The organism is Saccharopolyspora ipomoeae (assembly GCF_029952525.1).
Lineage (GTDB): Bacteria > Actinomycetota > Actinomycetes > Mycobacteriales > Pseudonocardiaceae > Saccharopolyspora > Saccharopolyspora ipomoeae.
This window is the reverse complement of record NZ_JASAOF010000011.1, coordinates 55291-76903: the sequence shown is the minus strand read 5'-3', so window position 1 is coordinate 76903 and position 21613 is coordinate 55291. Positions and strand designations below refer to the sequence as shown.

At 67.6% G+C, this 21613-nt stretch carries 23 protein-coding genes and 1 pseudogene; 7 read left to right on the top strand and 17 right to left on the bottom strand.

The features are described from left to right. Positions 1-24: 24 nt before the first annotated feature. Together QFW96_RS18085 and QFW96_RS18080 are read right to left on the bottom strand one after the other, a co-directional pair. Complete coding sequence (locus QFW96_RS18085) at positions 25-1209, bottom strand: LLM class flavin-dependent oxidoreductase (protein ID WP_281456861.1); 1185 nt, start codon at positions 1207-1209, stop codon at positions 25-27. A 914-nt stretch (positions 1210-2123) separates the two neighbouring features. Then, a complete protein-coding gene (locus tag QFW96_RS18080) occupies positions 2124-2528 on the bottom strand; it encodes a hypothetical protein (RefSeq protein WP_281456860.1) in 405 nt (134 codons plus the stop codon). Position 2529: 1 nt separating this feature from the next. On the opposite strand from QFW96_RS18080, the gene QFW96_RS18075 reads away from it, so the two are divergent. Together QFW96_RS18075 and QFW96_RS30220 are read left to right on the top strand one after the other, a co-directional pair. Next, positions 2530-3135: a WD40 repeat domain-containing protein gene (locus tag QFW96_RS18075; protein ID WP_281456859.1), complete on the top strand. Its 606-nt coding sequence runs from the start codon at positions 2530-2532 to the stop codon at positions 3133-3135. Positions 3136-3249: 114 nt separating this feature from the next. Further along, a pseudogene (locus QFW96_RS30220) lies at positions 3250-3570 on the top strand (Fur family transcriptional regulator); the annotation flags it as partial. Between the two features lie 49 nt (positions 3571-3619). Here QFW96_RS30220 and QFW96_RS18065 read toward each other — a convergent pair. From QFW96_RS18065 to QFW96_RS18050, 4 genes are all read right to left on the bottom strand, one after another. Then, positions 3620-4021, bottom strand: coding sequence for a LysR family transcriptional regulator (locus tag QFW96_RS18065; RefSeq protein ID WP_281456857.1), 402 nt, complete (start codon positions 4019-4021; stop codon positions 3620-3622). Between the two features lie 7 nt (positions 4022-4028). After that, positions 4029-4649, bottom strand: coding sequence for a UbiX family flavin prenyltransferase (locus QFW96_RS18060; RefSeq protein WP_281456856.1), 621 nt, complete (start codon positions 4647-4649; stop codon positions 4029-4031). After that, positions 4649-5422: an SDR family NAD(P)-dependent oxidoreductase gene (locus QFW96_RS18055; protein ID WP_281456855.1), complete on the bottom strand. Its 774-nt coding sequence runs from the start codon at positions 5420-5422 to the stop codon at positions 4649-4651. Before QFW96_RS18055 ends, QFW96_RS18060 begins: the two co-directional genes overlap by 1 nt. A gap of 603 nt (positions 5423-6025) precedes the next feature. Then, positions 6026-6688 carry a FadR/GntR family transcriptional regulator gene (locus QFW96_RS18050; RefSeq protein WP_281456854.1) on the bottom strand — a complete coding sequence of 221 codons (663 nt, stop codon included), beginning with the start codon at positions 6686-6688 and terminating at the stop codon, positions 6026-6028. 147 nt (positions 6689-6835) lie between these two features. On the opposite strand from QFW96_RS18050, the gene QFW96_RS18045 reads away from it, so the two are divergent. The 4 genes from QFW96_RS18045 to QFW96_RS18030 all read left to right on the top strand — a co-directional run bounded on the left by QFW96_RS18045 (position 6836) and on the right by QFW96_RS18030 (position 10380). Beyond that, the gene (locus tag QFW96_RS18045) at positions 6836-7720 is read left to right on the top strand and encodes a fumarylacetoacetate hydrolase family protein (protein WP_281456853.1); all 885 of its coding nucleotides are present in this window, start codon (positions 6836-6838) and stop codon (positions 7718-7720) included. Positions 7721-7737: 17 nt separating this feature from the next. Beyond that, positions 7738-8499, top strand: a complete 762-nt coding sequence (locus QFW96_RS18040; RefSeq protein ID WP_281456852.1) for an alpha/beta fold hydrolase — start codon at positions 7738-7740, stop codon at positions 8497-8499. A gap of 105 nt (positions 8500-8604) precedes the next feature. Further along, positions 8605-9843 (top strand): metal-dependent hydrolase family protein, encoded by a 1239-nt coding sequence (locus QFW96_RS18035; RefSeq protein ID WP_281456851.1) that lies wholly within the window; start codon positions 8605-8607, stop codon positions 9841-9843. Positions 9844-10026: 183 nt separating this feature from the next. Continuing rightward, on the top strand, positions 10027-10380 hold the full coding sequence (locus QFW96_RS18030; RefSeq protein WP_281456850.1) for a DUF1636 family protein: 354 nt from the start codon (positions 10027-10029) through the stop codon (positions 10378-10380). A gap of 461 nt (positions 10381-10841) precedes the next feature. Here QFW96_RS18030 and QFW96_RS18025 read toward each other — a convergent pair whose 3' ends face one another. The 6 genes from QFW96_RS18025 to QFW96_RS18000 all read right to left on the bottom strand — a co-directional run bounded on the left by QFW96_RS18025 (position 10842) and on the right by QFW96_RS18000 (position 16898). Beyond that, positions 10842-11216, bottom strand: coding sequence for an MmcQ/YjbR family DNA-binding protein (locus QFW96_RS18025; protein WP_281456849.1), 375 nt, complete (start codon positions 11214-11216; stop codon positions 10842-10844). Positions 11217-11298: 82 nt separating this feature from the next. Further along, positions 11299-12546: a DUF1254 domain-containing protein gene (locus QFW96_RS18020; RefSeq protein WP_281456848.1), complete on the bottom strand. Its 1248-nt coding sequence runs from the start codon at positions 12544-12546 to the stop codon at positions 11299-11301. 331 nt (positions 12547-12877) lie between these two features. Then, positions 12878-13627: an SDR family NAD(P)-dependent oxidoreductase gene (locus QFW96_RS18015; RefSeq protein WP_281456847.1), complete on the bottom strand. Its 750-nt coding sequence runs from the start codon at positions 13625-13627 to the stop codon at positions 12878-12880. A gap of 78 nt (positions 13628-13705) precedes the next feature. Further along, positions 13706-14761, bottom strand: coding sequence for an MBL fold metallo-hydrolase (locus QFW96_RS18010; protein ID WP_281456846.1), 1056 nt, complete (start codon positions 14759-14761; stop codon positions 13706-13708). A gap of 109 nt (positions 14762-14870) precedes the next feature. Continuing rightward, positions 14871-15728: an enoyl-CoA hydratase/isomerase family protein gene (locus tag QFW96_RS18005; protein WP_281456845.1), complete on the bottom strand. Its 858-nt coding sequence runs from the start codon at positions 15726-15728 to the stop codon at positions 14871-14873. Between the two features lie 21 nt (positions 15729-15749). Then, complete coding sequence (locus QFW96_RS18000) at positions 15750-16898, bottom strand: acetyl-CoA C-acetyltransferase (RefSeq protein ID WP_281456936.1); 1149 nt, start codon at positions 16896-16898, stop codon at positions 15750-15752. Positions 16899-17111: 213 nt separating this feature from the next. Between QFW96_RS18000 and QFW96_RS17995 the strand changes: the two genes are divergently transcribed. Continuing rightward, positions 17112-17861 (top strand): SDR family NAD(P)-dependent oxidoreductase, encoded by a 750-nt coding sequence (locus QFW96_RS17995; protein WP_281456844.1) that lies wholly within the window; start codon positions 17112-17114, stop codon positions 17859-17861. A gap of 67 nt (positions 17862-17928) precedes the next feature. Here the strand turns inward: QFW96_RS17995 and QFW96_RS17990 are convergent, their stop codons facing one another. The 5 genes from QFW96_RS17990 to QFW96_RS17970 form a co-directional block, all read right to left on the bottom strand. Further along, complete coding sequence (locus QFW96_RS17990) at positions 17929-19419, bottom strand: class I adenylate-forming enzyme family protein (RefSeq protein WP_281456843.1); 1491 nt, start codon at positions 19417-19419, stop codon at positions 17929-17931. Between the two features lie 27 nt (positions 19420-19446). Further along, entirely contained in the window at positions 19447-19767 is a 321-nt protein-coding gene (locus QFW96_RS17985) for an EthD family reductase (RefSeq protein WP_281456842.1), read from the bottom strand. Positions 19768-19799: 32 nt separating this feature from the next. Continuing rightward, positions 19800-20183 carry a nuclear transport factor 2 family protein gene (locus tag QFW96_RS17980; RefSeq protein WP_281456841.1) on the bottom strand — a complete coding sequence of 128 codons (384 nt, stop codon included), beginning with the start codon at positions 20181-20183 and terminating at the stop codon, positions 19800-19802. Further along, the gene (locus QFW96_RS17975) at positions 20180-20542 is read right to left on the bottom strand and encodes a nuclear transport factor 2 family protein (RefSeq protein ID WP_281456840.1); all 363 of its coding nucleotides are present in this window, start codon (positions 20540-20542) and stop codon (positions 20180-20182) included. The genes QFW96_RS17980 and QFW96_RS17975 overlap by 4 nt, the downstream gene beginning before the upstream one ends. Before the next feature lie 425 nt (positions 20543-20967). Then, positions 20968-21594, bottom strand: a complete 627-nt coding sequence (locus QFW96_RS17970) for a TetR/AcrR family transcriptional regulator (RefSeq protein ID WP_281456839.1) — start codon at positions 21592-21594, stop codon at positions 20968-20970. Between the last annotated feature and the right edge of the window lie 19 nt (positions 21595-21613).

Below are 21613 nucleotides of genomic sequence, written 5' to 3'. Positions count from 1 at the left end.
TGACAGGGCGCCGATCCGCGCGGCTCAGAACCAGTTGGGGGCGACCTCGGTCATGTAGAGCTCGTGGCTCCGCATCTGGACGTCGTGCGGCTTCGGCCCGGAGTGCTGGAAGTGAACCAAGTACTCGGGTCCATGCTGGTTGACCATCTTCTCGATGTGACGGTTGACGTCGTCCGGAGTACCGACGAACTCGAAACCGCGGTCCCGCAGCGTCGCGTAGTCCGACCCGATCGAGCCCGTCTCGCCTTTATTGCGGAACACCTCTGAGAAGCCGACCGGACCGAACCAGGCCGGAAAGACAAATCCGTTGCCGCGCTCGGCCCAGTAGTGGGCCTCGTCGGCGTCGCGCGAGAGGAGAACGTCCCGGAAGATCCCAACCCGCTCACCACGCTTAAGCGCACCGTGGCCGGAGGCTTCGGCTTCCTCCTGGTAGACGTCCATCAGCTGGTTGATGATCGTCGGGTCGGTGTTCATGACGATCGGCACGATGCCCTCGCGAGCGCAGAACCGGAACGATTCCTCGCTGAAGCTGAACGGCTGGAACACCGGAGGATACGGGTTCTGGTGCGGCTTGGGGGCGATGCCGACCTCTTTGACCATGCCGTTCTCGTCGAGCCCGGTGCCGTACTGATTGACCGCCTCGTGCCCGAAGTGGACGTCCGCCGGCGGAATCTGCCAGTTTTCCGTCTGGATCGAGACCGTGCGCTCGGTCCAGAGCTTCTTCATGATCTCCCAGTGCTCGACGAAGCGCGCACGGTTGGCGTTGTCCTGCTTCGACTTGTCCGAGCCGGTCGCGCCCACGTGATAGCCCTGGCCCAGAACATCGGCCCAACGCTTCTGATACCCACGAGCGATACCCGTGAACGCCCGGCCACGCGTCATGTGATCCAGCATCGCGATGTCCTCGGCGAGCCGGATCGGGTTCTGGAACGGCAGCACGTTCGCCATCTGGCCGACCCGCAGACGCTGGGTCTGCATGCCGATGTAGAGGTCCAGCAAGATCGGGTTGTTGGATTCCTCGAAGCCTTCGATGTGGAAGTGGTGCTCCGTGAAGGCGACGCCCCAGAACCCCAGCTCATCCGCCAGCTTCGACTGCTCAGAAATCTGCCAGAGCATGTTCTGGTAATTCCGGTCATTAATACCGGAGAACCCGCGCTTGAGCTGATCATAACTCCCAACGACGGGCAGATGGAAGAGAATGTCCTTCATCGTGAATCGCACTCCTGCAGATCGGTTTTATTGCCGACATGAGCGGCATTTTCGACAATTCCTATTTCGTTTCCTGCGCAAGGCCTTGTGCAGCCTCGCCCTACCGAAAACCAGCGACGGCTGAGCGCCACCGCATCAGGACGGGTGCCGCGTCGACGGCGACACCGGTGCGCTCTCCGGTATCGCTGCACCTGTCGTGTGCCCGTCGTTGGACGTGCTGTGGAAGCATGGGATCGACCGTATGGCGGTGGCCCGCGTCCGATCCGTACCAGGATGAGACAGTCCGGGCGGGACTCGAGAACGGCACAGCGATCACCGGCGCAAATCACATCGGAAACACCGACCACCGCCGCCAACACCCGGGCGAATAATGCCGAGCAAAGGGACAGCTTCCGCACGCCAGGCCATCAGCACCGAGGTAAACCGGGATTCTGACGCAAAGGCCCTCGATAATTCCGCGACCGAGAAGCGTCGGAAATCCGGCCCACGGTACTGGGTCCGAGGCCGTACGACTGGTGTTCATGGCTGCTGGGGTGCGACACCATCACGCTCGGAGCACACTGCACCAAGCCATTCGCTGGGCAGGCTCATTGATGAGAGGCCAGCGTGGCACACTCGGCTTCCCGACGCCGCCGTCCACCACGGCCATACCGGGCTCGCCCTGACTGGCCGGTCCCCTCTGACTCGCCCGTCGCGCACCTTCCGTCCGGACCACTGACCAAGCAGTCCTGGAACGTCGGCACACAGCCCCCATGACGCCGTACCGCCGACACCACCCGAACAGCCGCACACCAGACACCCACGATCAGACCCCCGAGCGCGGCAAGACACTGCCCGCAACACGCCCACAAAACCCACCGGTCGACTCCCCGCACCCAGCCACGCAAACTCGTACCAGGACACACCACCGACTGCTATAGTTTTGGTGTGATTTCCCCAAACACGGGAAATTGCACGCATATGGGGGATCGAGTCCCCCCTCGGACACGCACACTATTCACCCGGTTCGCCGGGTGAATTTTTATTTCGGCAGCTCTCTCACCCGGCTCGTACCGAACCTGCAGGTCAACGGACTCGTAGAGGCTGGCCAGCCGCTCGGGCTTTGCGCTCGACAGCGCCGCGCCGACATCGCCGAGGGAATCGACCATCGCGTAGACCTCCGCCTCGGAGATCGCTGCACTCGTCGCCGGTGTGTTCTCCAGTTCGGCGCGAGCCGCGGCGCGTTCTGACTGAGCGTTGTTGATCACGTCGGTCAGCGCGGCGGGGTCGACTCCGGCACCGATCGCGGTCCGGTGGAGCTCCGAACAGCTGGCGAGCACCGTGACCAACGTGCTGTGGCCGCGCGGCCGGTTGCGGGTGGCGGCCTCGGCCTACCAGGGCGTGACGATTTTCGAACCCGAGACCGATCGGATCACCAACACCCTGGCCGCTCCCGGCGCGATCTCCGGTTTGGCGGCCGCGCCGAACGGCCGCTGGATCGTCGGCGGCAGCCAGGACGCCACGCTGCACGGCTGGAAGGTCGGCGACAGCGCGGACTTCGAGATGCACGGTTTCCCGGCCACCGTCTCCCACCTGGCCTTCGAGGACAGCGGACGCTGGATGGCCTGCGAATCAGCCGAAGTCCTCACCTGCTGGGACTTCTCCGGCCCCGGCCCGACCGGCCGCGCCGGAGTCGTCTGCACCGGCCACCAGGCGTCGGTCACGGCCTTCGCGTGGCTCCCCGGCGACCGCCGCACCCTGATCAGCGGCGACACCGACGGCACCGTGCTCGTGTGGCGGATCGACCCCTCCACCGGGCCCGGCGACGAGCTGCGCCCCGTCGGCGGAGCACGCGATGAGGACCCGGTCACCGCGATCACCACCGACCGGGACACCGCCTACACCGCACGACGATCCGGGCGCATCGACGCTCTCGCCGTCGCCTGAGCAGCGGGCCCTGACGGCCACCCGGGCCCGCGCAACGCGGCGGAGAGGACGCCCCACCCTGCGGCCTCTCCGCCGCGCTCCCCCACCACGTCGAGGTGATCGGAATCGCGTGTCATGCCAGCAAACGCGAGCTCGCTTGTCAGCCACGCCACCACTCCACAACAACGAGCCGTCCTCCGAGCGCTGTCGCGAACGCGCGGTTTCGTCAGCGCCCAGTCACTGCACCTGGCGATCCGCTCAACCGGCGAGCGAATCGGCCTGTCCACCGTCTACCGCGCGCTGCACACCTTCGTCGAGTTCGGACTCGCGCACACCATGCCCGACACCGACGGCACGCAGCTGTTCAGCATCGCGCCCGCCGACGGACTCGGTTACCACCTGATCTGCCGCGAATGCCGACGACACGTCCCCGTGTCGGTGACCTTCGTCGAGGACTGGGCCGCCAGCGTCGCTGACGCCCACGGATTCACCGGTGTGGAAGTCGTCATCGAGATCGCCGGCCAGTGCCCCAGCTGCACGACGCAGATCCATCACGACGAGGCAGCAGCCTCCACACGCAGTCGCACCGCATCAGCCCGGCGCCGACGCTGGGCAGCACGCCGATCGACACCCGCCCACCTTGCAGGCTGCGCACGGCGGCGGCGCCCGCCCGCGCCCGGTCGAGGTGCGCCAACGCCTGCTGGACGTGGGCGACGAACTCCTCACCGGCCGCGGTGAGCACCACCCTGCGGCCCAGCCGGTCGAAGAGGGCGATGCCGAGCTCCTTCTCGAGCTTGCGGATCTGAACCGACAACGACGGCTGGGCCAGGTAGAGGTCCTCGGCCGCTCGGCTGAAGCTCCCGGCGCGCGCGACCGCGAGCACGTAGCGCAGTTGGTGGAGCTCCATGCCGACATCATGCGCGAACAGACCGCTGCTCGGTAGCCGACGACGAGCTCCGCTCTCCGGACCACCGGGTCGCGTGCGGGTGTGGCAACGACAGGGCGTCCAGCGCGCGAGCGACGGTGTGGGTGACCATCTCGTCGATCGACGAGGGCTGGGTGTAGAACGCCGGCACGGGCGGCATCAGCACCGCTCCAGCTTCGGCGGCCTGCGCCATCAACCGGATGTGCCCGGGGTGCAGCGGTGTCTCGCGCAACATCAGCACCAGGGGCCTGCGCTCCTTCAACGTCACATCAGCAGCGCGCACCAGCAGGTTGTCGTCGAAGCTGTTGGCGATCGCCGACAAGGTCTTGACGCTGCACGGCGCGACGAGCATTCCGTCGACCGGGAACGACCCGCTCGCGATCGCGGCCCCCAGATCGTGCTCCGAGTGCGTCACCGACGCCCGCTCCCGCGCGTCCGCGGCCGTCCAGGACGTCTCCTGCGCCAAGGTCGCCCGCGCCGCGCGGGTGAGCACCAGGTGCGTTTCGACTCCCAACTGTGCGAGCAGCTCCAGCGCGCGGATCCCGTAGATCGCACCGGACGCACCGGTGATGCCGACGACGATGCGAGGTGGGAACTCGTCGGGACGCATCACACGAACACCCCTCCGCCGTCCACCACGATCGTCTGCCCGGTCACGAAACCGCTGCCGTCGCCGCACAACCACACCACCGCACCGACCAGGTCCTCGGGTTCCATGGAACGCGGCACGGAACGCGTGGTCTTCATGCGTTCCAAGTAGTTCGCATCGTTGATGTCGCGAGAAGCCGCGTCGTCGACCAAGCCGGGCGAGACCGCGTTCACCGCGATGCCCTCCGGCCCCAGCTCGCGCGCCGCGGCGCGGGTCAAACCCTCGACCGCCGCCTTGGACGCCACGTAGTGCGCGAAACCGGCCGCCCCGGTCCGGGACACGACGGAGGCGATGTTGACGATCCGCCCGCCACCCCGCTCCCGCATGGCGGGGGCAACGGCGCGGATCGACTGCCAGCAACCGCGAACGTTGACGCGGAGCACGAGGTCCCACTCGTCGTTGGTCAGCTCCGTGAGCGTCCTCTTCGGCCCCAGCGTCCGGTAGATCGCCGCGTTGTTGACCAGGCAATCCAGGCCGCCGAACCGCTCACCGGCCAGGTCCACCACGCGCTGCAGGTCTTCGTCCGACGTGATGTCGCAACCGGCGAAAACAGCTTGACCCGCACCTTGCGCCGTGGCCTTCTCCGCGATCTCCCGACCCGTTTCGGAGAAGCCGTCCAGGTCGGTGGCCACCACGTTCGCCCCCTGCCCGGTCAACGCCATGGTGTACGCAACGCCGATATCACCGGTCGCACCCGTCAGCAGGACGACCTTGCCGGTCAGGTCAGCACCCATCACCGCACCCCTCTCCATCCGCACGAGCCCGCCAGGCGCTGTTGCCTCGCGGACGCCCTGTCATCCACTGAGTCAAAGCGCTCGTGCGGGGCGCCGACAATGAGCGATGCCCTACTCCGGCCATAGGCAACGCGTATGGGAGATCTCGCGTGAACTCGCTCCGCGATTGATCGTCTCGAAGGCGCCGAAATTACCTGGCCGCCAGCAGCCAAGTGCAACCGCAGAAGGCGGATGGATGGTGCGCAACTCCCCCTCGGACACGCGCACCATTCACCCGGTTCGCCGGGTGAATTCTTGTTTCCGCCGCTCTCTCACCTGGCTCGTGGCGAACCTGCAGGTCGCTGGTCAGCCGTTCTGGCTTGGCGCTCGGCAGCGGCGTCCTGACGTCGCCGAGAGAACCGTCGCGTAGACGTCGGTTCCCGGAGATCGCTCCACCCGCCGCCCGCGTTCTCCAGTTCGGCACGAGCAACCGCGCATTCCACCCGGCCCGTCTTGATCACGTGAGCCAGTTCCGCGGGTCCGCTCCGGCGCCGATCGCATGCTGGAACCCGCACACAGCCGAGTCCGCGCGATTCCACTGATTGCCCCCAGCCAGGCGGTAGGTCAGCCGCGGCCGAGGAGGCTGTCGGCGACGTGCTGGAGGTGGCGGCGCATGGCGTCGCCCGCGCCGTCGGGGTCGCGGTCGCGGAGTGCTTCGACGATCTCGGTGTGTTCGCGGTGGTAGCAGCGGCGCAGTTCGGGGGTGGAGGTGCGCCGCTTGAGGTTTCCCCACACCGGCAGTGAGCGGGCGGTGTTCATGACCTCGAACATCGACATGAGCAGCCCGTTGTGGGCGGCGGTGGCGATGGAGCGGTGCAGCACGGCGTCGAAGCGTTCGAAGCCCTCGAAATCGTCGGCGGAGCCGCCGGCCTCGAGCGCTTCGGTGATGCGGGCGAGGTCGGCTTGGGTGGCCACTCGTGCTGCGAGCGTGGCCACCTGCGGCTCGAGGAGTTGCCGGACCTGCATGATCTCGGCCGGGCTGGTGTCGGCGGGTGCGCCGTCGGCCTGGGGTGCGATGGCGTCGGTGAGGAAGGTGCCGCGCCCGACGTGCCGGATGACCAGCCCGTCGTCCTCCAGCCGTTCCAGAGCTCGGCGCACGGCGCTGCGCGGCGCGGACAACCGTTCGACGAGGTCGCGTTCGGTGGGCAGCTTGTCCCCGGGAGCGAGCGTGCCCGCGTTGGTGCCTTCGGCCACCAGTGCCCGCAGCGACCGTTCCACTGATGTCACGCGCTCACTCTAGCATCCAATTCGAGACCAATGAAGACCAATGTGGTTGACCTTGGTTTCGGCCTTGCCAGGTATCGACAAGGCCGAAACTGCGGCGTAGGGTCCTGGCTATCTCCTATTGGTCACAAATGGTCAGGATTGGTTCGCATGAGACTGGTGACGTACTCCGCCGAGGCGGGCGATCGAGTCGGGGTCATCGACTCCGAGGCCGGAGTGGTGCGCGATGTCAACGGGTTGCTGCCCGCGGGGTTCGGTGTGGTCGAGGTGATCGAGCACTGGACCGAACTCGGGCAGGTTCTGGCCGCCAACGCCGCGACCCAGCCGGCAACGCCCTTGCACGACGTCACTCTGCGCGCGCCAATTCCGCGGCCGCGGCGCAACGTGTTCTGCGTGGGCAAGAACTACAAGGCGCACGTCGCCGAGTTCGGCCGCAGCGGGTACGACACACCCAGCCGCTCCGAGGAGTTGCCCGAGCGCCCGGTGGTGTTCTCGAAGGCGACCACGTCGGTGACCGGGCCCTACGACGTCGTGGAGTCGCATCCGGGCGTCACCTCGGAGCTGGACTACGAGGGCGAGCTGGCCGTGATCATCGGTCGTGGCGGGCGCGGGATCACCCGCGATGAGGCCTTCGACCACGTGTGGGGCTACTCGATCATCAACGACGTCACCGCCCGGGACGTGCAGCGCGACCACAAGCAGTGGCTGCTCGGCAAGTCGCTGGACACGCACTGCCCGATGGGACCGTACGCGGTGACCGCCGACGAGATCACCGACGTCGCCGCGCTTGAGCTGGAGACGACCGTCAACGGTGAAAGTCGCCAGCTCGCGCTGGTCAAGGACCTCATCTTCGACATTCCCGACCTGATCTCGACGATCTCCGGCGGGATCACCCTCGAACCGGGCGACGTCATCGCCACCGGCACCCCGGCCGGGGTCGGGATCGGGTTCGACCCGCCCCGGTTCCTCAGCAGCGGCGATGTCGTCGAGGTGTCGATCAGCGGCCTCGGACGACTCCGGAACCGAATTCAGTGAGGAAAGGAGCAGCGCTCGTGAAGATCAATGGTGCCGAGCTCGCCGTCGAGGTCGACGGGGACGGCCCCGCGGTGCTGATGGTGCACGGCCTCGGCGGAACGTCGAACTTCTACCAGGTGCAGGCCGAAGCGTTGGCCGCAACGCACCGCGTCATCCGGGTGGACTCCGCGGGCGCCGGCCGCTCGGCCACCCGAGAGGGCATCAGCATCACCTCGCACGCCGACGACCTCGCCGCCGTGCTCGACGAACTCGACGTGGACTCCGCCGCCGTGGTCGGGCACTCGATGGGCACGCTCGTGGTGCGCGAGCTCGCCGCGCGTCACCCGGGCAAGGTCGCCTCGCTGGCGTTGCTGGGCGCGGTGGCCGAACCCGCCGAGGCCGGGCGCCAGGCCCAGCGCGACCGCGCCGGAGTGCTGCGATCCCAGGGCACCGGCGCCGTGGCGCCGGGCGTGGTGGCCAACGCGCTGTCCGAGGCCACGCGGCGGGACAAACCGGAGGTCGCCGCGCTCGTGCGCGAGCTGGTCATGCGCCAAGACCCGGAAGGCTACGCCCGCAACTGCGAAGCCCTGGCCGCCGCCACCGATCCCGGCCCGGTACCGGCGCACCTGCCGCTGCTGCTGATCACCGGCTCCGAAGACAAGGTCGGCCCTCCTGCGGTCAGCGAGCAGCTCGCCGCCGACCACGGCAACGCCGTGGTGGAGGTGCTCCCGGGCGTCGGTCACTGGACCGCCGTCGAAGCCGCAGGTGAGGTCACCGACCACCTGCGGAAGTTCCTCTGATCCACAAGAAAAGACTTCGGTACACCACCGGGCACCCGGATCTCACCCAGAGAGATCAGGACTGCCGCGAGGGGCGTACCCACCCTCAATGACGAGGAGAAACCCATGTCCATCAACGCGAAAAAGGTCCTGTTCCGCGACGTGTCCATCTTGGACTCCACAGGCGCCGAGCCCTACCGCGGCGACGTGCTGGTCGACCACGACCGGATCACCTCCGTCGGCACCACCGCGCCCGGTGCCGCTGAGGGCGCCCGCGTGATCGAGGGGCGGGGCCGGACGCTCATGTCCGGCCTGTGCGACGCCCACACGCACCTGACTTGGAACAACAGTGCCGATATGGACGGGCTGGGCGCGCTGCCGGTCGAGGAACACCTGTTGTTCACCGTCGATTCGGCGAAGACGTTCCTGGATTCCGGCTACACCATGGGGTTCGGTGCCGCCTCCGCGAAGATGCGGCTGGACGTCGTCGTGCGTGATGCCATCGAGGCCGGGCGCATCCCCGGTCCGCGATACCGGGCCAACGGCCCGGAGATCGCCGTCACCGGCGGCGCTCTGGTCAAGGGGATCACGCTGTTCGCCGACGGACCCGAAGGGATGCGCAAGGCCGTCCGGGAACTCATCGACCTCGGCGTGGACCAGATCAAGCTGTCCATGACCGGAGAGGAGATCACCGGCACCCAGCGCGCGGAGGACACGTACTTCTCCGACGAGGAGGTCGCGGCCTGCGTCGCCGAGGCGCACCGGCGGGGCAAGATGGTCTGCGCCCACGCGCGCAGCGCCGAGAGCGTGAAGATGTGCGTGCGCCACGGCGTCGACGTCGTCTACCACGCCAGCTTCACCGACCCCGAGGGCATGGACATGCTCGAGCAGGCCAAGGACTGGGTGTTCGTGGCCCCGGCGGTGAACTGGCTGATCGCCACCCTCTACGAGGCCGCCGACTTCGGCTACCCGCAGGAGGCCGCCGAAGCCGCCGGCTACAAGCGCGAGCTGGAAATCGCCACCGAAGCGATGATCGAGATGCACAAGCGCGGCATCAAGGTCCTCCCGGGCGGTGACTACGGCTTCGCCTGGACACCGCACGGCACCTACGCCCGCGACCTGCAGCACTTCGTCGAGCGCTTCGGGTTCAGCCCGATGGAAGCCATCGTGTCCGCCACCGCGCTCGGCGGCGAGATCATGCAGCGCCCGGACGAACTCGGCAAGGTCCAGCCCGGCTACCTCGCCGACCTCCTCCTGGTCGACGGTGACCCGCTGGCCGACATCACCGTGCTCCAAGACCACGACAAGCTCCACTACATCATGAAGGACGGCAAGTTCCACAAGGAAACACCCGAGGCGTCCTGACCGGTGGCTCGCCGAGCCCGCCCGCTGCGGCTCGGCGAGCCATCCTTTCCTTCACATTCCAGGAGATTCCGGATCGAGCACCCCCGCGTGCCAGATCCCAGTTCGCCGAAGGTCGGCGAACTGGGAGTTCAGCGGAACTCCTGTCGTGCACCAGCACGACACCGAGCTTGCCCGGAGGCACCAGTGACGCTGCTCGTCTGCCGCACCTGCCCGCGCTACGACCCCGAGCAAAGCGGCGATTTCGGACGGTCGCTGACCGCCGCGCTCGCCGCCGATCCCGCCGCCGACAAGATCGACGTCCGCAACGTGCACTGCCTCGGCGGGTGCCCGAACCACGGCGTCGTGGCCGTCGACGGACCCGGCAAAGCCCGCATCCGCTTCACCGGCCTCACCGCCGACGACGCCGAAGCCATCGTCAAAGCCGCCGTCAACCACGACGCCTGCCTCACCGGAACCCCCGACGACTGGAACATCCCGGACGCGCTCGCCGACCGCATCAGCTCCATCACGCTCAAACGCGCACCCCGCCACGAGTGACCGTGGAATCAGCCACCAGGCACAAGTCCCAGCCCGGCACGAGACAGGATCGCGGAACCGCGAGGCGGGTGAATAGTGTGCAAGTCCTCCGAAACAGAATTCCCCACGGTTTGACCTTGGGGAGCCCACATCAACTGAGGCGAGACTACGGTCTTCGCCTTAGCTGCGTCTTGGGTGGGTTTCGCAGCGCATTAGCTATACCGGAAGGCCAGCTGGGCCTCGCTTGGCGGCATCGCTGTGGGCGCCACATCCGACTGGAGCTGTTCGAGCTTCCAGTCCGGAACCGAGGTAGCCGATCACCATCTCGCGCGAAAAAAGTCGACCGCATCCTGGTGCTGCCTCGACGACCACAATGATCATGCTCCCTACCGGAAACCGCTTGGGAGCCTGGCCTCGGCCAGAACCGCGACCTCGCACTCCACCGAGGCCACCTCGTCGCGGGATCGTGCGGGAATCAGTACTCACTCGCCGCGGCTCAGGCCCACCCAGTGGAGCTTCACCTGCTCGCGCTTGGGAAGCCCGGCGACGACGAGGTCGTAAGAATCCTCGATCATCTCCCGCACGAGGTGTTCCGGAACGGAACCGTCGAGCACGACCGTGTTCCAATGGCGCTTGTTCAGGTGGTAGCCGGGCGTGATGGCCGGGAACGTCGACCGCAGCTGCACCGCCAACTCCGGGTCGCACTTCAAGCTCACCCGCAGCGGCACACCTGACAACCGGCTGATCGCGAAGATCTTCCCACGAACCTTGAACACGCTGTTGGCCTCGTCGAACGGGAACTCCTCCCCGGCACCGGCGAAGGCCAAACACGCGTTCCTGAGCTCATCCGGGGTCATACCGCCAGCGTAAACCCGCGCCCCGACAACACCGGTCTGATCATTGCTCTCAAGGGTTCAGGAGGACGAGAGGCGTTGGAAGTCAACTGGTTCGTAGGCTCGGTCGAAGAATTCCGGTTCGGGGCCGTTCGGGGCCGACGTGTACGGTGAACGTGCCGTCGTCGTTGGGTTCGATGGGGTCCATCGAGTTCAGCGACGGGTAGACCTGGCCGGGCGCGTCGACGCCTGCGGCGGTTTCGGCGTCGTACACGGTGAGGAACCACAGGATCTCCGCGGGCGGGTCTGCGGGCAGGTCGATCCGGTAGGTGCGCTCTCCGCGCAGGTGCTCGCCGTCGGCGTCCTTGTACGCGTTGCAGTACTTGGCGCCGTGTCCCGGAACGACGGTGACCATGCCGGTCGAGATCGAGAAGTGGTTGATGAACATGTGCGCCTTGGCGTTGACGTCCGTGTGCCCGCTCTCCCGGTCTCGCCCGGTCTCGTCGAGCAAGGTGCGGCGGAAGTCGTCCGGTGGGGTCTTCACGTGCGCGACCCAGTGCCGGTCGAGCCACCACAGCGCGTTGTCCTGCTGGTCGTAGTCCGCGGCGATTCCCTTCGCCATCCGCCACGCGGTCCTCGCCGCGAGGTCGAGCAGCTCGCGCTCTTGAGGTGCCGGGTCGAACACGTGGCCGCGGCGGATCCCGAGCGCGGCGAGCATGCCGTGCATGTACGGATCCGTCCGGTCATCGACCTCGCCCAGGATGACGTCGTCGAGCATGTCGAAGAAGGTCCCGTCCGAGGGGAAGAGCGCGTGGGCCGCCACGTCGGAGGCGTTGACGAACACCATCGGCTTCGCCTCGCCGTGAAGCGGGGCCAAGGTGATCCCCTCGATCTGCACCACACCGGGCGCCAAGTCGTCCACCGACCTGAAAAAGCCCCGCAGGAGCAGGTAAACGGCGTTCGTCGGGCTCGCGTAGACGTAGTAGCCGGTGACATCGACCCCGGGATCGTCGCCCTCGCGCACGATCAGGTACTTGCCACCCGCACCCTGATCAGGCCCGGGGATCCCGACATCGCCCAGGTGCTGCACACCATCGACCACCGGACCGACCAGCGGGCGGTGCCACGCATCGTCGATCAGTCCTTGCACGCGCGGCGGAGCGTTGAACACCAGCGGCCCGGTCTCGGACAGGTCGGCGAACACGAGACCGTAGATCACGTCCGAGTTCGGGGTGGTGATGAGCGTCTTCGGCTTCAACCGCTTCTCGTACACCGCGACGACGTTGCACCCGAACCCGAACAGCTCCCCCGTGCTCTGGCGATGGCCTGCCCGTTCACCGCGGGCAACACCCACAGGTACACCTGCACGGCTCGCTGGAAGTACGACTCGGCCCAGAGCTCCTGAGCCACCTCCCTCGACGGGTAGCCCCGTTCAGAGGCAGCTCCGCCAGCGCCCGGAACCGGTCCACGATGCCGCCCCTGTCCCCTCCCCACCGAGGAATCCGGAGCTCAACCCACCCCTCAGCGAACACGACGACGCACAGCGCAGCCACTCGGAACCGATACCTGCAGGTCGAGGTCTGAGGCCGCGCTCTCGGCCATCGCGGTCCTTCCCGCGAAACACACCCGGCGTGTCAAAACCACTCACCCGATCAGGTGATAGCCCCCGCCGTGATGAACGCCGATCAGACGGCCGTGTAGCCGCCGTCGACGGGGACGGCGGTGCCGGTCATGAACGATGCACTCGGGGAGCACAGGAACGCGATGACCTTCGCGATCTCCTCCGGTGAACCTGCGCGAGGCACGGGCGGAATCGTTCTCCGCTGGGGGCCGGCCGGTGTCACGGACGCGCCGTAGACGCCCTCGCTGTTGGCCGCCAGGTTCGTCGAGACATGACCGGGGCACACGCAGTTGGCTCGGATCCCGTGTTCGGCGTACTCCGCCGCGATTCCACGCGTGAGCTGTACGACGCCGCCCTTCGTCGCGTCGTAGGCGGCGCTGCGTCCCGCAGCGACGAGCGATCCGACTGACCCGACGGTCACCAGGGAGCCGCCACCGGCCGCGAGCAGGTGCCGCAAGGCGTGCTTGACCGTGAAGAACATCCCCGTGAGGTTGACTCGAACGAGGTCGTGCCACTCTTCCGAAGACATCTCGTGCGCGGGACCGCCCATCACGATGCCGGCCGCGCCGACGACCGAGTCCAGCCCACCGAACCGCTGTCCGCCGACCATCATCGCGTGAGCGACGCTGTCTTCGTCGCTCACGTCGCACTGCACAGCGACACATGCATCGCCGAGCGCATCGGCGACTTCCGCTGCGGCATCGCCTCGCACGTCGCAGACCACGACGGAGGCGCCGTCACGGGCGAAGCACTCCGCCGTTGCTCGTCCGATGCCGCTACCCGCACCGGTCACCAGAACCCGCTGTGCAGTCATAGACCGCTCTCCTTCATGTCGATGCTGTGGAACGTTGAGTCGAAGTCGTTTCGAGAACGGTTCGAAGCCGGGATTCCTTCACCGCACGTCACGAACGCCGATGCCGTCCGTGCGCGCGTACCGCTTCACCCCCGCCACGATCTCGACCGCGAGTTGTCCACGTTCGGCCAGCACGTCAAGGTGCGCGGCTGTCTCGTTCACCGCGAGCATCTGGTTGAAGGCGTTGAGCTCTGCGAAAGGAACCTCGTGCCTGGTCCACATCAGGTCCCGTGCCGCGGTGAACGCATCGCTTGCGCGGCGTCCGAGCACGTTGAGGGTGTCCTCCAGCCGCGTTTCGTGATGTTCGAGGAGTTCGGTGGCTCTCGCGTGCGCACTGCCTCCAGCTGGTCCGTGCGCCGGCAGCAGCTCCGCGTCCGCGAACGTCGTGATGAGGTGCAGCGAGTCCAGGTAGTCCGCGAGCGGCCGACCGGATGTGGTCAACTCGAAGCCGATCGACGGGGTGATGTGCGGAAGCACGTGGTCACCGGAGAACAGCAGTCCCCGCTCCTCATCGAGGTACACCACATGCCCTCTGGTATGACCGGGCGTCGGGACCACGCGCAGCGCGTGCCGCTCGAATTGGACCACCCCGGGCCTCAACCAGTGATCCGGCTTCTCCCAGACGCTCGCTTCGAAACCGCTCCAGTCCATCTCGCGCAGGAGGCGCTCAGCGAGTTGGTCGGCGCCTGCCCGCCGCAAGGTGTCCAGAGAGGTGACCGGAACGTCCGTGCGAACCTCGTCCAGCATGTCCAGTCCCGGGCGCTCACCAGCGCCCAGGTAGACCCGGGACCCGACCAGCCTGCGCAGCTCGACGGCCTGGGTGTAGTGGTCCCGGTGCACGTGCGTGACCAGGATGTGGCTCACCTCGCCGAGATCGTGGCCGAGCGCGGCCAGTCCGACTTCCAGTGCGCGGAGTGATTCCGAGATCGCCCAGCCGCCATCGATCAGGATGAGGTCGTCGCCGTCTTCCAGCACGTAGACGTTGACGGCCCGGAGGCCGTCATTGGGCAGCGGCAGCGGTATCCGGTGCACGTCCGGTCGGATCGTCTCGACTCCGCTGCTGGCCCACGGTCCCCTGTCCAGATTCGTCTTCACACGCGTCCCTTCGCTCGATAGGGCCTGGTTCAGTTCATTTGGCGTGAGCGGAGGCTCTTTTTCGCACCGGCGCGGTAACCGCTCGGAGAGAGCGGGGCCGGGCTACGGCTCAGCCCTCGGTCGGATGCGGAAAGCGCGGTGAGCGTTTCGCGAGAAAAGCGGCCACGCCCTCGATTCCCTCGGGTGATGCCGCCGCTGCAGCCAGCGACCGGGACTCGCGGTCCAGTTGGGCGTCGAGTCCACTGCAGAGCCCTTGGGCAACGAGGTGTTTCGTGGCACCGAATGCGCCCGTCGCGCCATGACTCAATTGATCGGCGAGCTGCTCAGCCTCGTCGATCAGAGTCTCGCCATCGGTGACTCGGGTGATCAGACCCATGGCAGCCGCCTCGTCCGCAGTGATCCGCGGGTTCGTCAGCAGCAGTTCCGTGGCACGTTTCGGGCCTACCAGTCGCGGCAGCCACCAGGTCACACCGGCGTCCGGCGAATAGCCGATTCGGGTGTAGGCGAGTCGGAACACCGCATCAGCGGAGGCGATCGTCAGATCCGCAGCAGCGGCAAGGCCGACCCCGGCTCCGGCCACCGAGCCGTGCACTGCGGTGATGAGCGGTGCTTCCATCGACGCGAAGATGCGCAGCGCGTCGTGCAGGGCGTCCGTGACGGAGATCAGGTGGTCGCGCCGGTTCTCGACATCCACCGACGAGAAGTCGCGAAGGTCCCCTCCGACGCAGAACGAGTGCCCCTCACCCCGCAGCAGCACGACCCGGGGGTTTGCGCGGCGGCAGACTCGCGCGGCGTCCAGGAGCGCGCATGCCATCACGAGATCAATGGGGTTGCCCCGCTCGCCGCGTCGCATCACCACGTGGGCGATCGAATCCCGCACCTCGACGGTGACAGGTGCCCCCTCCGAACTGCTCCCCCTCATGAACCCAGCTCCCCGTTGACGATCGACGAACAGCTCCTCGGTCATCTCAGACCCGCTCCTGTGCCGTCAGATGCGTTCGATCACTATCGCGTTCGCCATTCCGCCGCCCTCGCACATGGTCTGCAGGCCGTACCGGCCTCCGGTCCGGCCCAAGTGGTGGACCAGGGTGGTCATGAGCCTGGCCCCGGTCGCGCCGAGCGGGTGCCCCAGCGCGATGGCACCGCCGAGCACGTTCGTCTTCTCCCAAGCGGCTCCGGACTCCTTCAGCCAGGCCAGGACAACCGAGGCGAACGCCTCGTTGACCTCGAACAGGTCGATCTCGTCGATGCTGAGGCCGGCCTTGGCCAGGATCGCCTCCGTCGCGGGGATCGGACCCGTGAGCATGAACACCGGGTCGGACCCCACGACCGCCATGGTGTGAATCCGCGCCAGCGGTGTGAGCCCGTGAACCCGGACCGCTTTCTCCGATGCGATCAGCAGAGCGGACGCCCCATCGGAGATCTGGCTCGACACGGCAGCCGTGAGTCGACCGCCCTCGCGGAGGGGCCTCAGCGCAGCCATCTTCTCCAGCGAGCTGTCCGGCCGCGGCCCCTCGTCCGCGGTGGCATCACCGACCGGCACGACTTCGTCGGCGAACAGACCATCGGATGTGGCCGCGGTGGCACGCTGATGGCTGTCGAAGGCCAGCCACTCCATGTCCTCGCGCGAGATGTTCCACTTCTCGGCGATGAGCTCCGCGCCGCGGAACTGGGAGATCTCCTGGTCCCCGTACCGGTTCGCCCAACCGTCGCCGCCGTAGGGGAACCCCATCCCCTCGCGCCGGCCGACGACGGCCGGGCTCGCGAGCGGCACTAACGACATCACCTCGACGCCACCGGCTATCACGAGGTCCTGGGTACCGGACATCACGGCCTGCGCCGCGAAGTGGACCGCCTGCTGAGAAGACCCGCACTGACGGTCGATCGTGGTCGCGGGCACTGCTTCCGGCATTCCGGCGCCCAGCCACGCGTTCCGGGCTACGTTCCCGGCCTGCGCTCCCATCTGGTCGACGCACCCGAAGATCACGTCATCGACCGCGGCCGGATCGACGCCGGTCTTGGCCATCAACGCGGCCAGAACGCGCGCGCCGAGATCATTCGGGTGGAGGGAGCTGAGCCCGCCACCACGACGACCGACCGGCGTGCGAAGGGCCTCGACGATGTATGCCTCGGGCATGGTTTCTCCAGGTACGACGAAGTTGAAGAACGCGAGACGGCCGAACCGGATGGGGCCGCTTGGGGACTTCCGGCGCACCGGGCTTGCGAACTCCACGGCCGCTCAAGCAAACCGAGGTTAACAGAACTGAATTCAGTTGTATAGACGTCGACAGCTGGGAACAGCCGGCCCGGCCGTCTAAACTGACTCCAGTTCAGTTCCTGAGGAGGTCATGTGACCAGACGACTCGACCGCAGCACAGCACTCGTCACCGGGGCCACCGGTGGGCTCGGTGTCCCCATCGTGCGCAGGCTCATCGAGGAAGGCGCTCGGGTGGTCATCACGGACGTCGACGCCGACGCTTGCGAACGGCTGGCCGCCGACCTCGGCGCCGAAGGGGCGCTCCACGCGCTCGACGTCGCCGATGAGCAGCGGTGGATCGAGGTGACGACGGCGGTGGAGGACGAGCACGGAGGCCTTGACGTGCTGGTCAACAACGCCGGCATCGGCAGCCTGGCCACCGTCGAGAACGAGACGGCGCAGCACTGGGAACGCGTGATCGACATCGATCAGCGGGGCACCTGGCTCGGCATGAAGCACTGCGGACCGCTGATCGAGCGCAGCGGCGGAGGCTCGATCGTCAACATCGCGTCGATCCTCGGCACCGGAGGCGGGCTGGCCAACAGCTTCGGCTACGCCGCCGCGAAGGGAGCCGTGCGCTCGATGACCGCGAACGCCGCCTTGCACTGGGCCCAGCGCGGGGTCCGCGTCAACGCGGTGGTGCCCGGATTCATCGGCACCGACCAGCTGCACGAGCGCTTCGACGGCAGCGAACGGCACCGGGCCATGCTCGCCAACACGCCGATGGGCAGGTTGGGGCGCCCCGAGGAGGTCGCCGCCGCGGTCGCCCACCTGGCCAGCGACGACGCTGGATACACCACCGGTTCGGAGCTCTACGTCGACGGCGGCTGGAGCGCCAGGTAGCCCTGACAGATCAACGGGCCGTTCCTCGCGTCGAAGGACGGCCCGTTGATCTCTTCCCGTGCGGCCGTCAGACGGCGCTGCGCTCACTGAGCTCGCGGGCCATGCGGGCGGCATCCGCCCGCGACAGCTTGCCAACCCGGTTCAGCGGCAGCTCGCCCACTCGGAACAGGTACTCGGGCCACTTGCCCTTCATCAGCCCGCGCTGGTCCAGATACGCCGTCGCGGTGTCGAGGTCGAAACCGGCATCCGGTGTCACGACCAGCGCGGCGACCCGCTCGCCCAGGAGCTCGTCCGGCACCGGCACGATGCACAGCTGCTCGACGGCCGGGTGCGAGGCGAGGGCCGTCTCCACCTCGACGATGTCGATGTTGCGGCCACCGCGGATGATCACGTCCTTCTCCCGGCCGCGCACCGACACCACGCCGTCGGCCCGAATCGACATCAGATCTCCGGTCGGGAAGTACCCGTCCGGTGTCAGCTCGGGCGCTTCGACGGTTCCGCTGCGCGCGTACCCGAGGAACAGCGACGGCCCCCGCACCTGCGCCCGCCCGACCTCGGCAGCTGGAACCGGCGCGCCGTCCAGGTCGACCACGCGCAGGTCCGTACCCGGGAACGGCCGACCATCGGTGCCCAGACGCGTCTCGTCGGGGTCGTCCAGTCGCGGCGACGTGTGTCCCAGGCACTCGGACATGCCGAACACGCGCAGGATCCGCGTGCCCAGGCGCTCCTCCGCGCGCGCGAGCGCCGCCTCCTCCATCGGGCCGCCGCCGATCGTCATCGCCCGGACATCGCGCAGCGGCAGGTCGCTCTCCACCGCGCTCGCCAGCTGCAGGGCCATCGTCGGCACGCACATCGTCCAGCGGACGTCGTGTTCGGCCATCAGCCTCAGCGCGGTCGGCGGGTGCCACCGGTCCAGGAACACGATCCGGCCGCCGAGCATGAGCGGCAGGTACAGCCCGAAGCAGAACGCCGCTGCCGACGACAGCGGAACCAGCGCCGCAACGGAGTCACCGGGGGCGAGGCCGACCGCATCGATGGTGCTCTGCCCGGCGTAGCGCAGCGCCGTCTCCGATTGCACCACGCCCTTGGCGCGGCCGGTCGAACCGGAAGTCAGCCCGATCACCACGCCGCCGTTCCAACGCGGTCCCGGCCTCGCCGTCCGCGTTCGACTGCCCCACCCGTCGAGCACCTGCCGGCCGTCGGAATCCGGTAACCACTCACCGAGGCATTCCGGCGAGGCGATCACCACCGCCGGGTCGATGTCCTCGCACGCCGCGTCGCACTCGGCGCGGGTGGCGTGGTGGCTGAGCAGACCGATGGTGCCGTCCAGCTTGCCCGCGGCGAGGGCCGCGACCACGGTTCGCCAGGAGTTGTCGGCCTGCACCAAGATCGTCGCGTGCGGTCCGGCGGCCTCGCGCACCGCGGTCGACAACTCATCGGCGGCGCGCAGCAACTCCCCGAGCGAATGCTCTCCGTCGGCATCGACCGCGATGACCGCATCGCCACCTGCGGCCGACGTGGCAGCTCTCGACTCGAGTTCGGCCACCAGTTCCCGCATTGAATTCGCCTCCGTTGGCTCAGGGACTCAGCCCAGGAACATCTCTCGCTCTTCGCCGAACACCGCGATCCGCTTGCCCCGCATGCGCCCGACGTGCCGGACCGCTGCGTCCCACTCGGGGCCGGCCAGCGCCGCGCGCGCCGCCTCCTCCGAATCGAAGCTCAACACGGACAGCCCGTCCCAGCCCTCCGAGCGCGGCTCCATCGCGCTGGTGATGGCGGTGTGCCGCCATGCCCGCAGGCCCGGCAGCGGATACGTCACCTCGGCGTGTTCGCCCCGCCACCACTCGATGAACTGCTCGTGGGTCCATTCCGGGGGGCGGGACGCCAGCAAGGCCAAATTGAACATGTTCGCGTTCGTCCTTCCACTTCTGCGCTCGCTCAGCGGGGATCGTGCAGCTCCAACATGGGCGAGCGACCGATCATCAAATTCCTGACCTCGCCGTCGGATCCGATTCGGGCGGCCGCGACGAAAGTCGACTCGAACACATCGCCGCGCCTGGTCTCGCCCAGCACGAATTCGTCATGGCCGTTGACGCTCGCCGACACCACGTGGTGCGTGAGCACCCCTTTCTCGCGCTGGCGCAGGTATCCTTCGAGCGCCTCGCGTTCCCCCGCGAAGTCCGTCGCCTGTCCCGCGCCCGTGCCGAACACGATCGAGAACCGGAAATCCGGCGCGATCAAGTCGAGGATGCCTTCGGGGCGGTCGGAGTCGATGAGCGCGAACCACCGGGTCAGGGTGGGCGCACCTGCCGTGGTCGTCATGCCGCCTCCTCGGGGAACATGGAGAACGTCGGGTGGAAGAACGCCTGGTAGCGCGCCAGCTTCCCGTCGGGCGAGACCACACCGACCGAGGCGAACGAGCCGGTGGGTTTCTCCTCCGGTCCTTCGACGACCACGCCGTAGACCATTTCCAGCTCGTGGTCCCGGCTGGACCGGAGAACGCGGTGCTTGCGCCCGACCGCCGGGCGACCCGAGATGTAGGAGCCGAGATCGTCCAGGCCACGCCCTGACACTTCGTTGCCCGGTAGCGCGAGGAGGAACTCGATATCGGAGTCCACCAGCTCCAGCCCGCTCAACGGATCCGGGCCGTCCAGCCGTGCGAAGTAGTCTGCGATGAGCACGTGCGGTTCCTCCCTGTCGCCGTTGACGAGGTGGTACACCAGCCGGAACGAGTTCGGCCGCTGGAGGGATCATCCAGCCCGTCCGACAACTAAGCTGAATTCAGTTCGCTTCAACGAAGCTAGCGCGCCGCAGAACTCGCCGCAAGACTCAAAATCGTCCGGAACGCTGAAGTTGCAGAAGACGAGGTGGAAGCGCGCGGACCTTGAGGTCAACGCGCGGCAACCGCACCGGATCGTCGCTGATCGCGGCGGTATCGAACCAAGGGGAATGCGACGCGGCAATCGCGTGGGGCTGCGTCGACCGGCGGTCGGACATCAGCGGTGAGCTCTCGGGATCGCTCGGCGACCCGGGCGCACCGCCACCGGCCCGCTGCGTGCGAGAGGAAGACGACCGCGCCGCGCACGCAGCGCGGTCGCGGTCGCGGTCACGGTGTCACGATGCGCACGCAGCAATGGGTCACCAGCTCGCAGATCTCGTCGAGGCTGGACTCACCACCCGGTCGGTACCAGCGCCACACGCCGACGATCGTGCCCAGCAGCGTGCGCGCCAGCAGCTGCGGATCGCGGCGCGCGAACTCGCCGGAGTCCATCCCCTGGCGGAGCAGCTCCGTCCAGTTCCGCTCGATCTTGGTGACCAATTGCCGGCAGGCCAGCCGTTCGGCCTCCTCCCGCTCCGAGCTGCGCTCGCTGACCAGCAACGCGATGTTGGCCTGCAGGATGCGGTTCTGCCGCACTTCCAGATCCGAGATGTCGTACGCACTGCGCACAGCCCGGCGCAGCGCCTCGTGCGCGCTCGGAGCGTCGGCGGTCGCCGTGCGGAACGCCTCGTCCGAGTTGTGCAGACCGATGCGCATCACCGTCAGCAGGCAATGCGCTTTCGACTCGAAGTAGTGGTACAGCGCGGTCTGGCCGATGCCGACGTGCTTGGCGATCTCCGACCACTTGGTGGCCTCGAAACCGACCTCACCGAAATGCTCCACGGCAGCGCCCAGAATTGCCGCCCGCTTCGACCGGGGGCCGTCGTCGGCCTCCCGCAACGTCTCGACGCCCACACCTTTCCCTCCGTCGGTG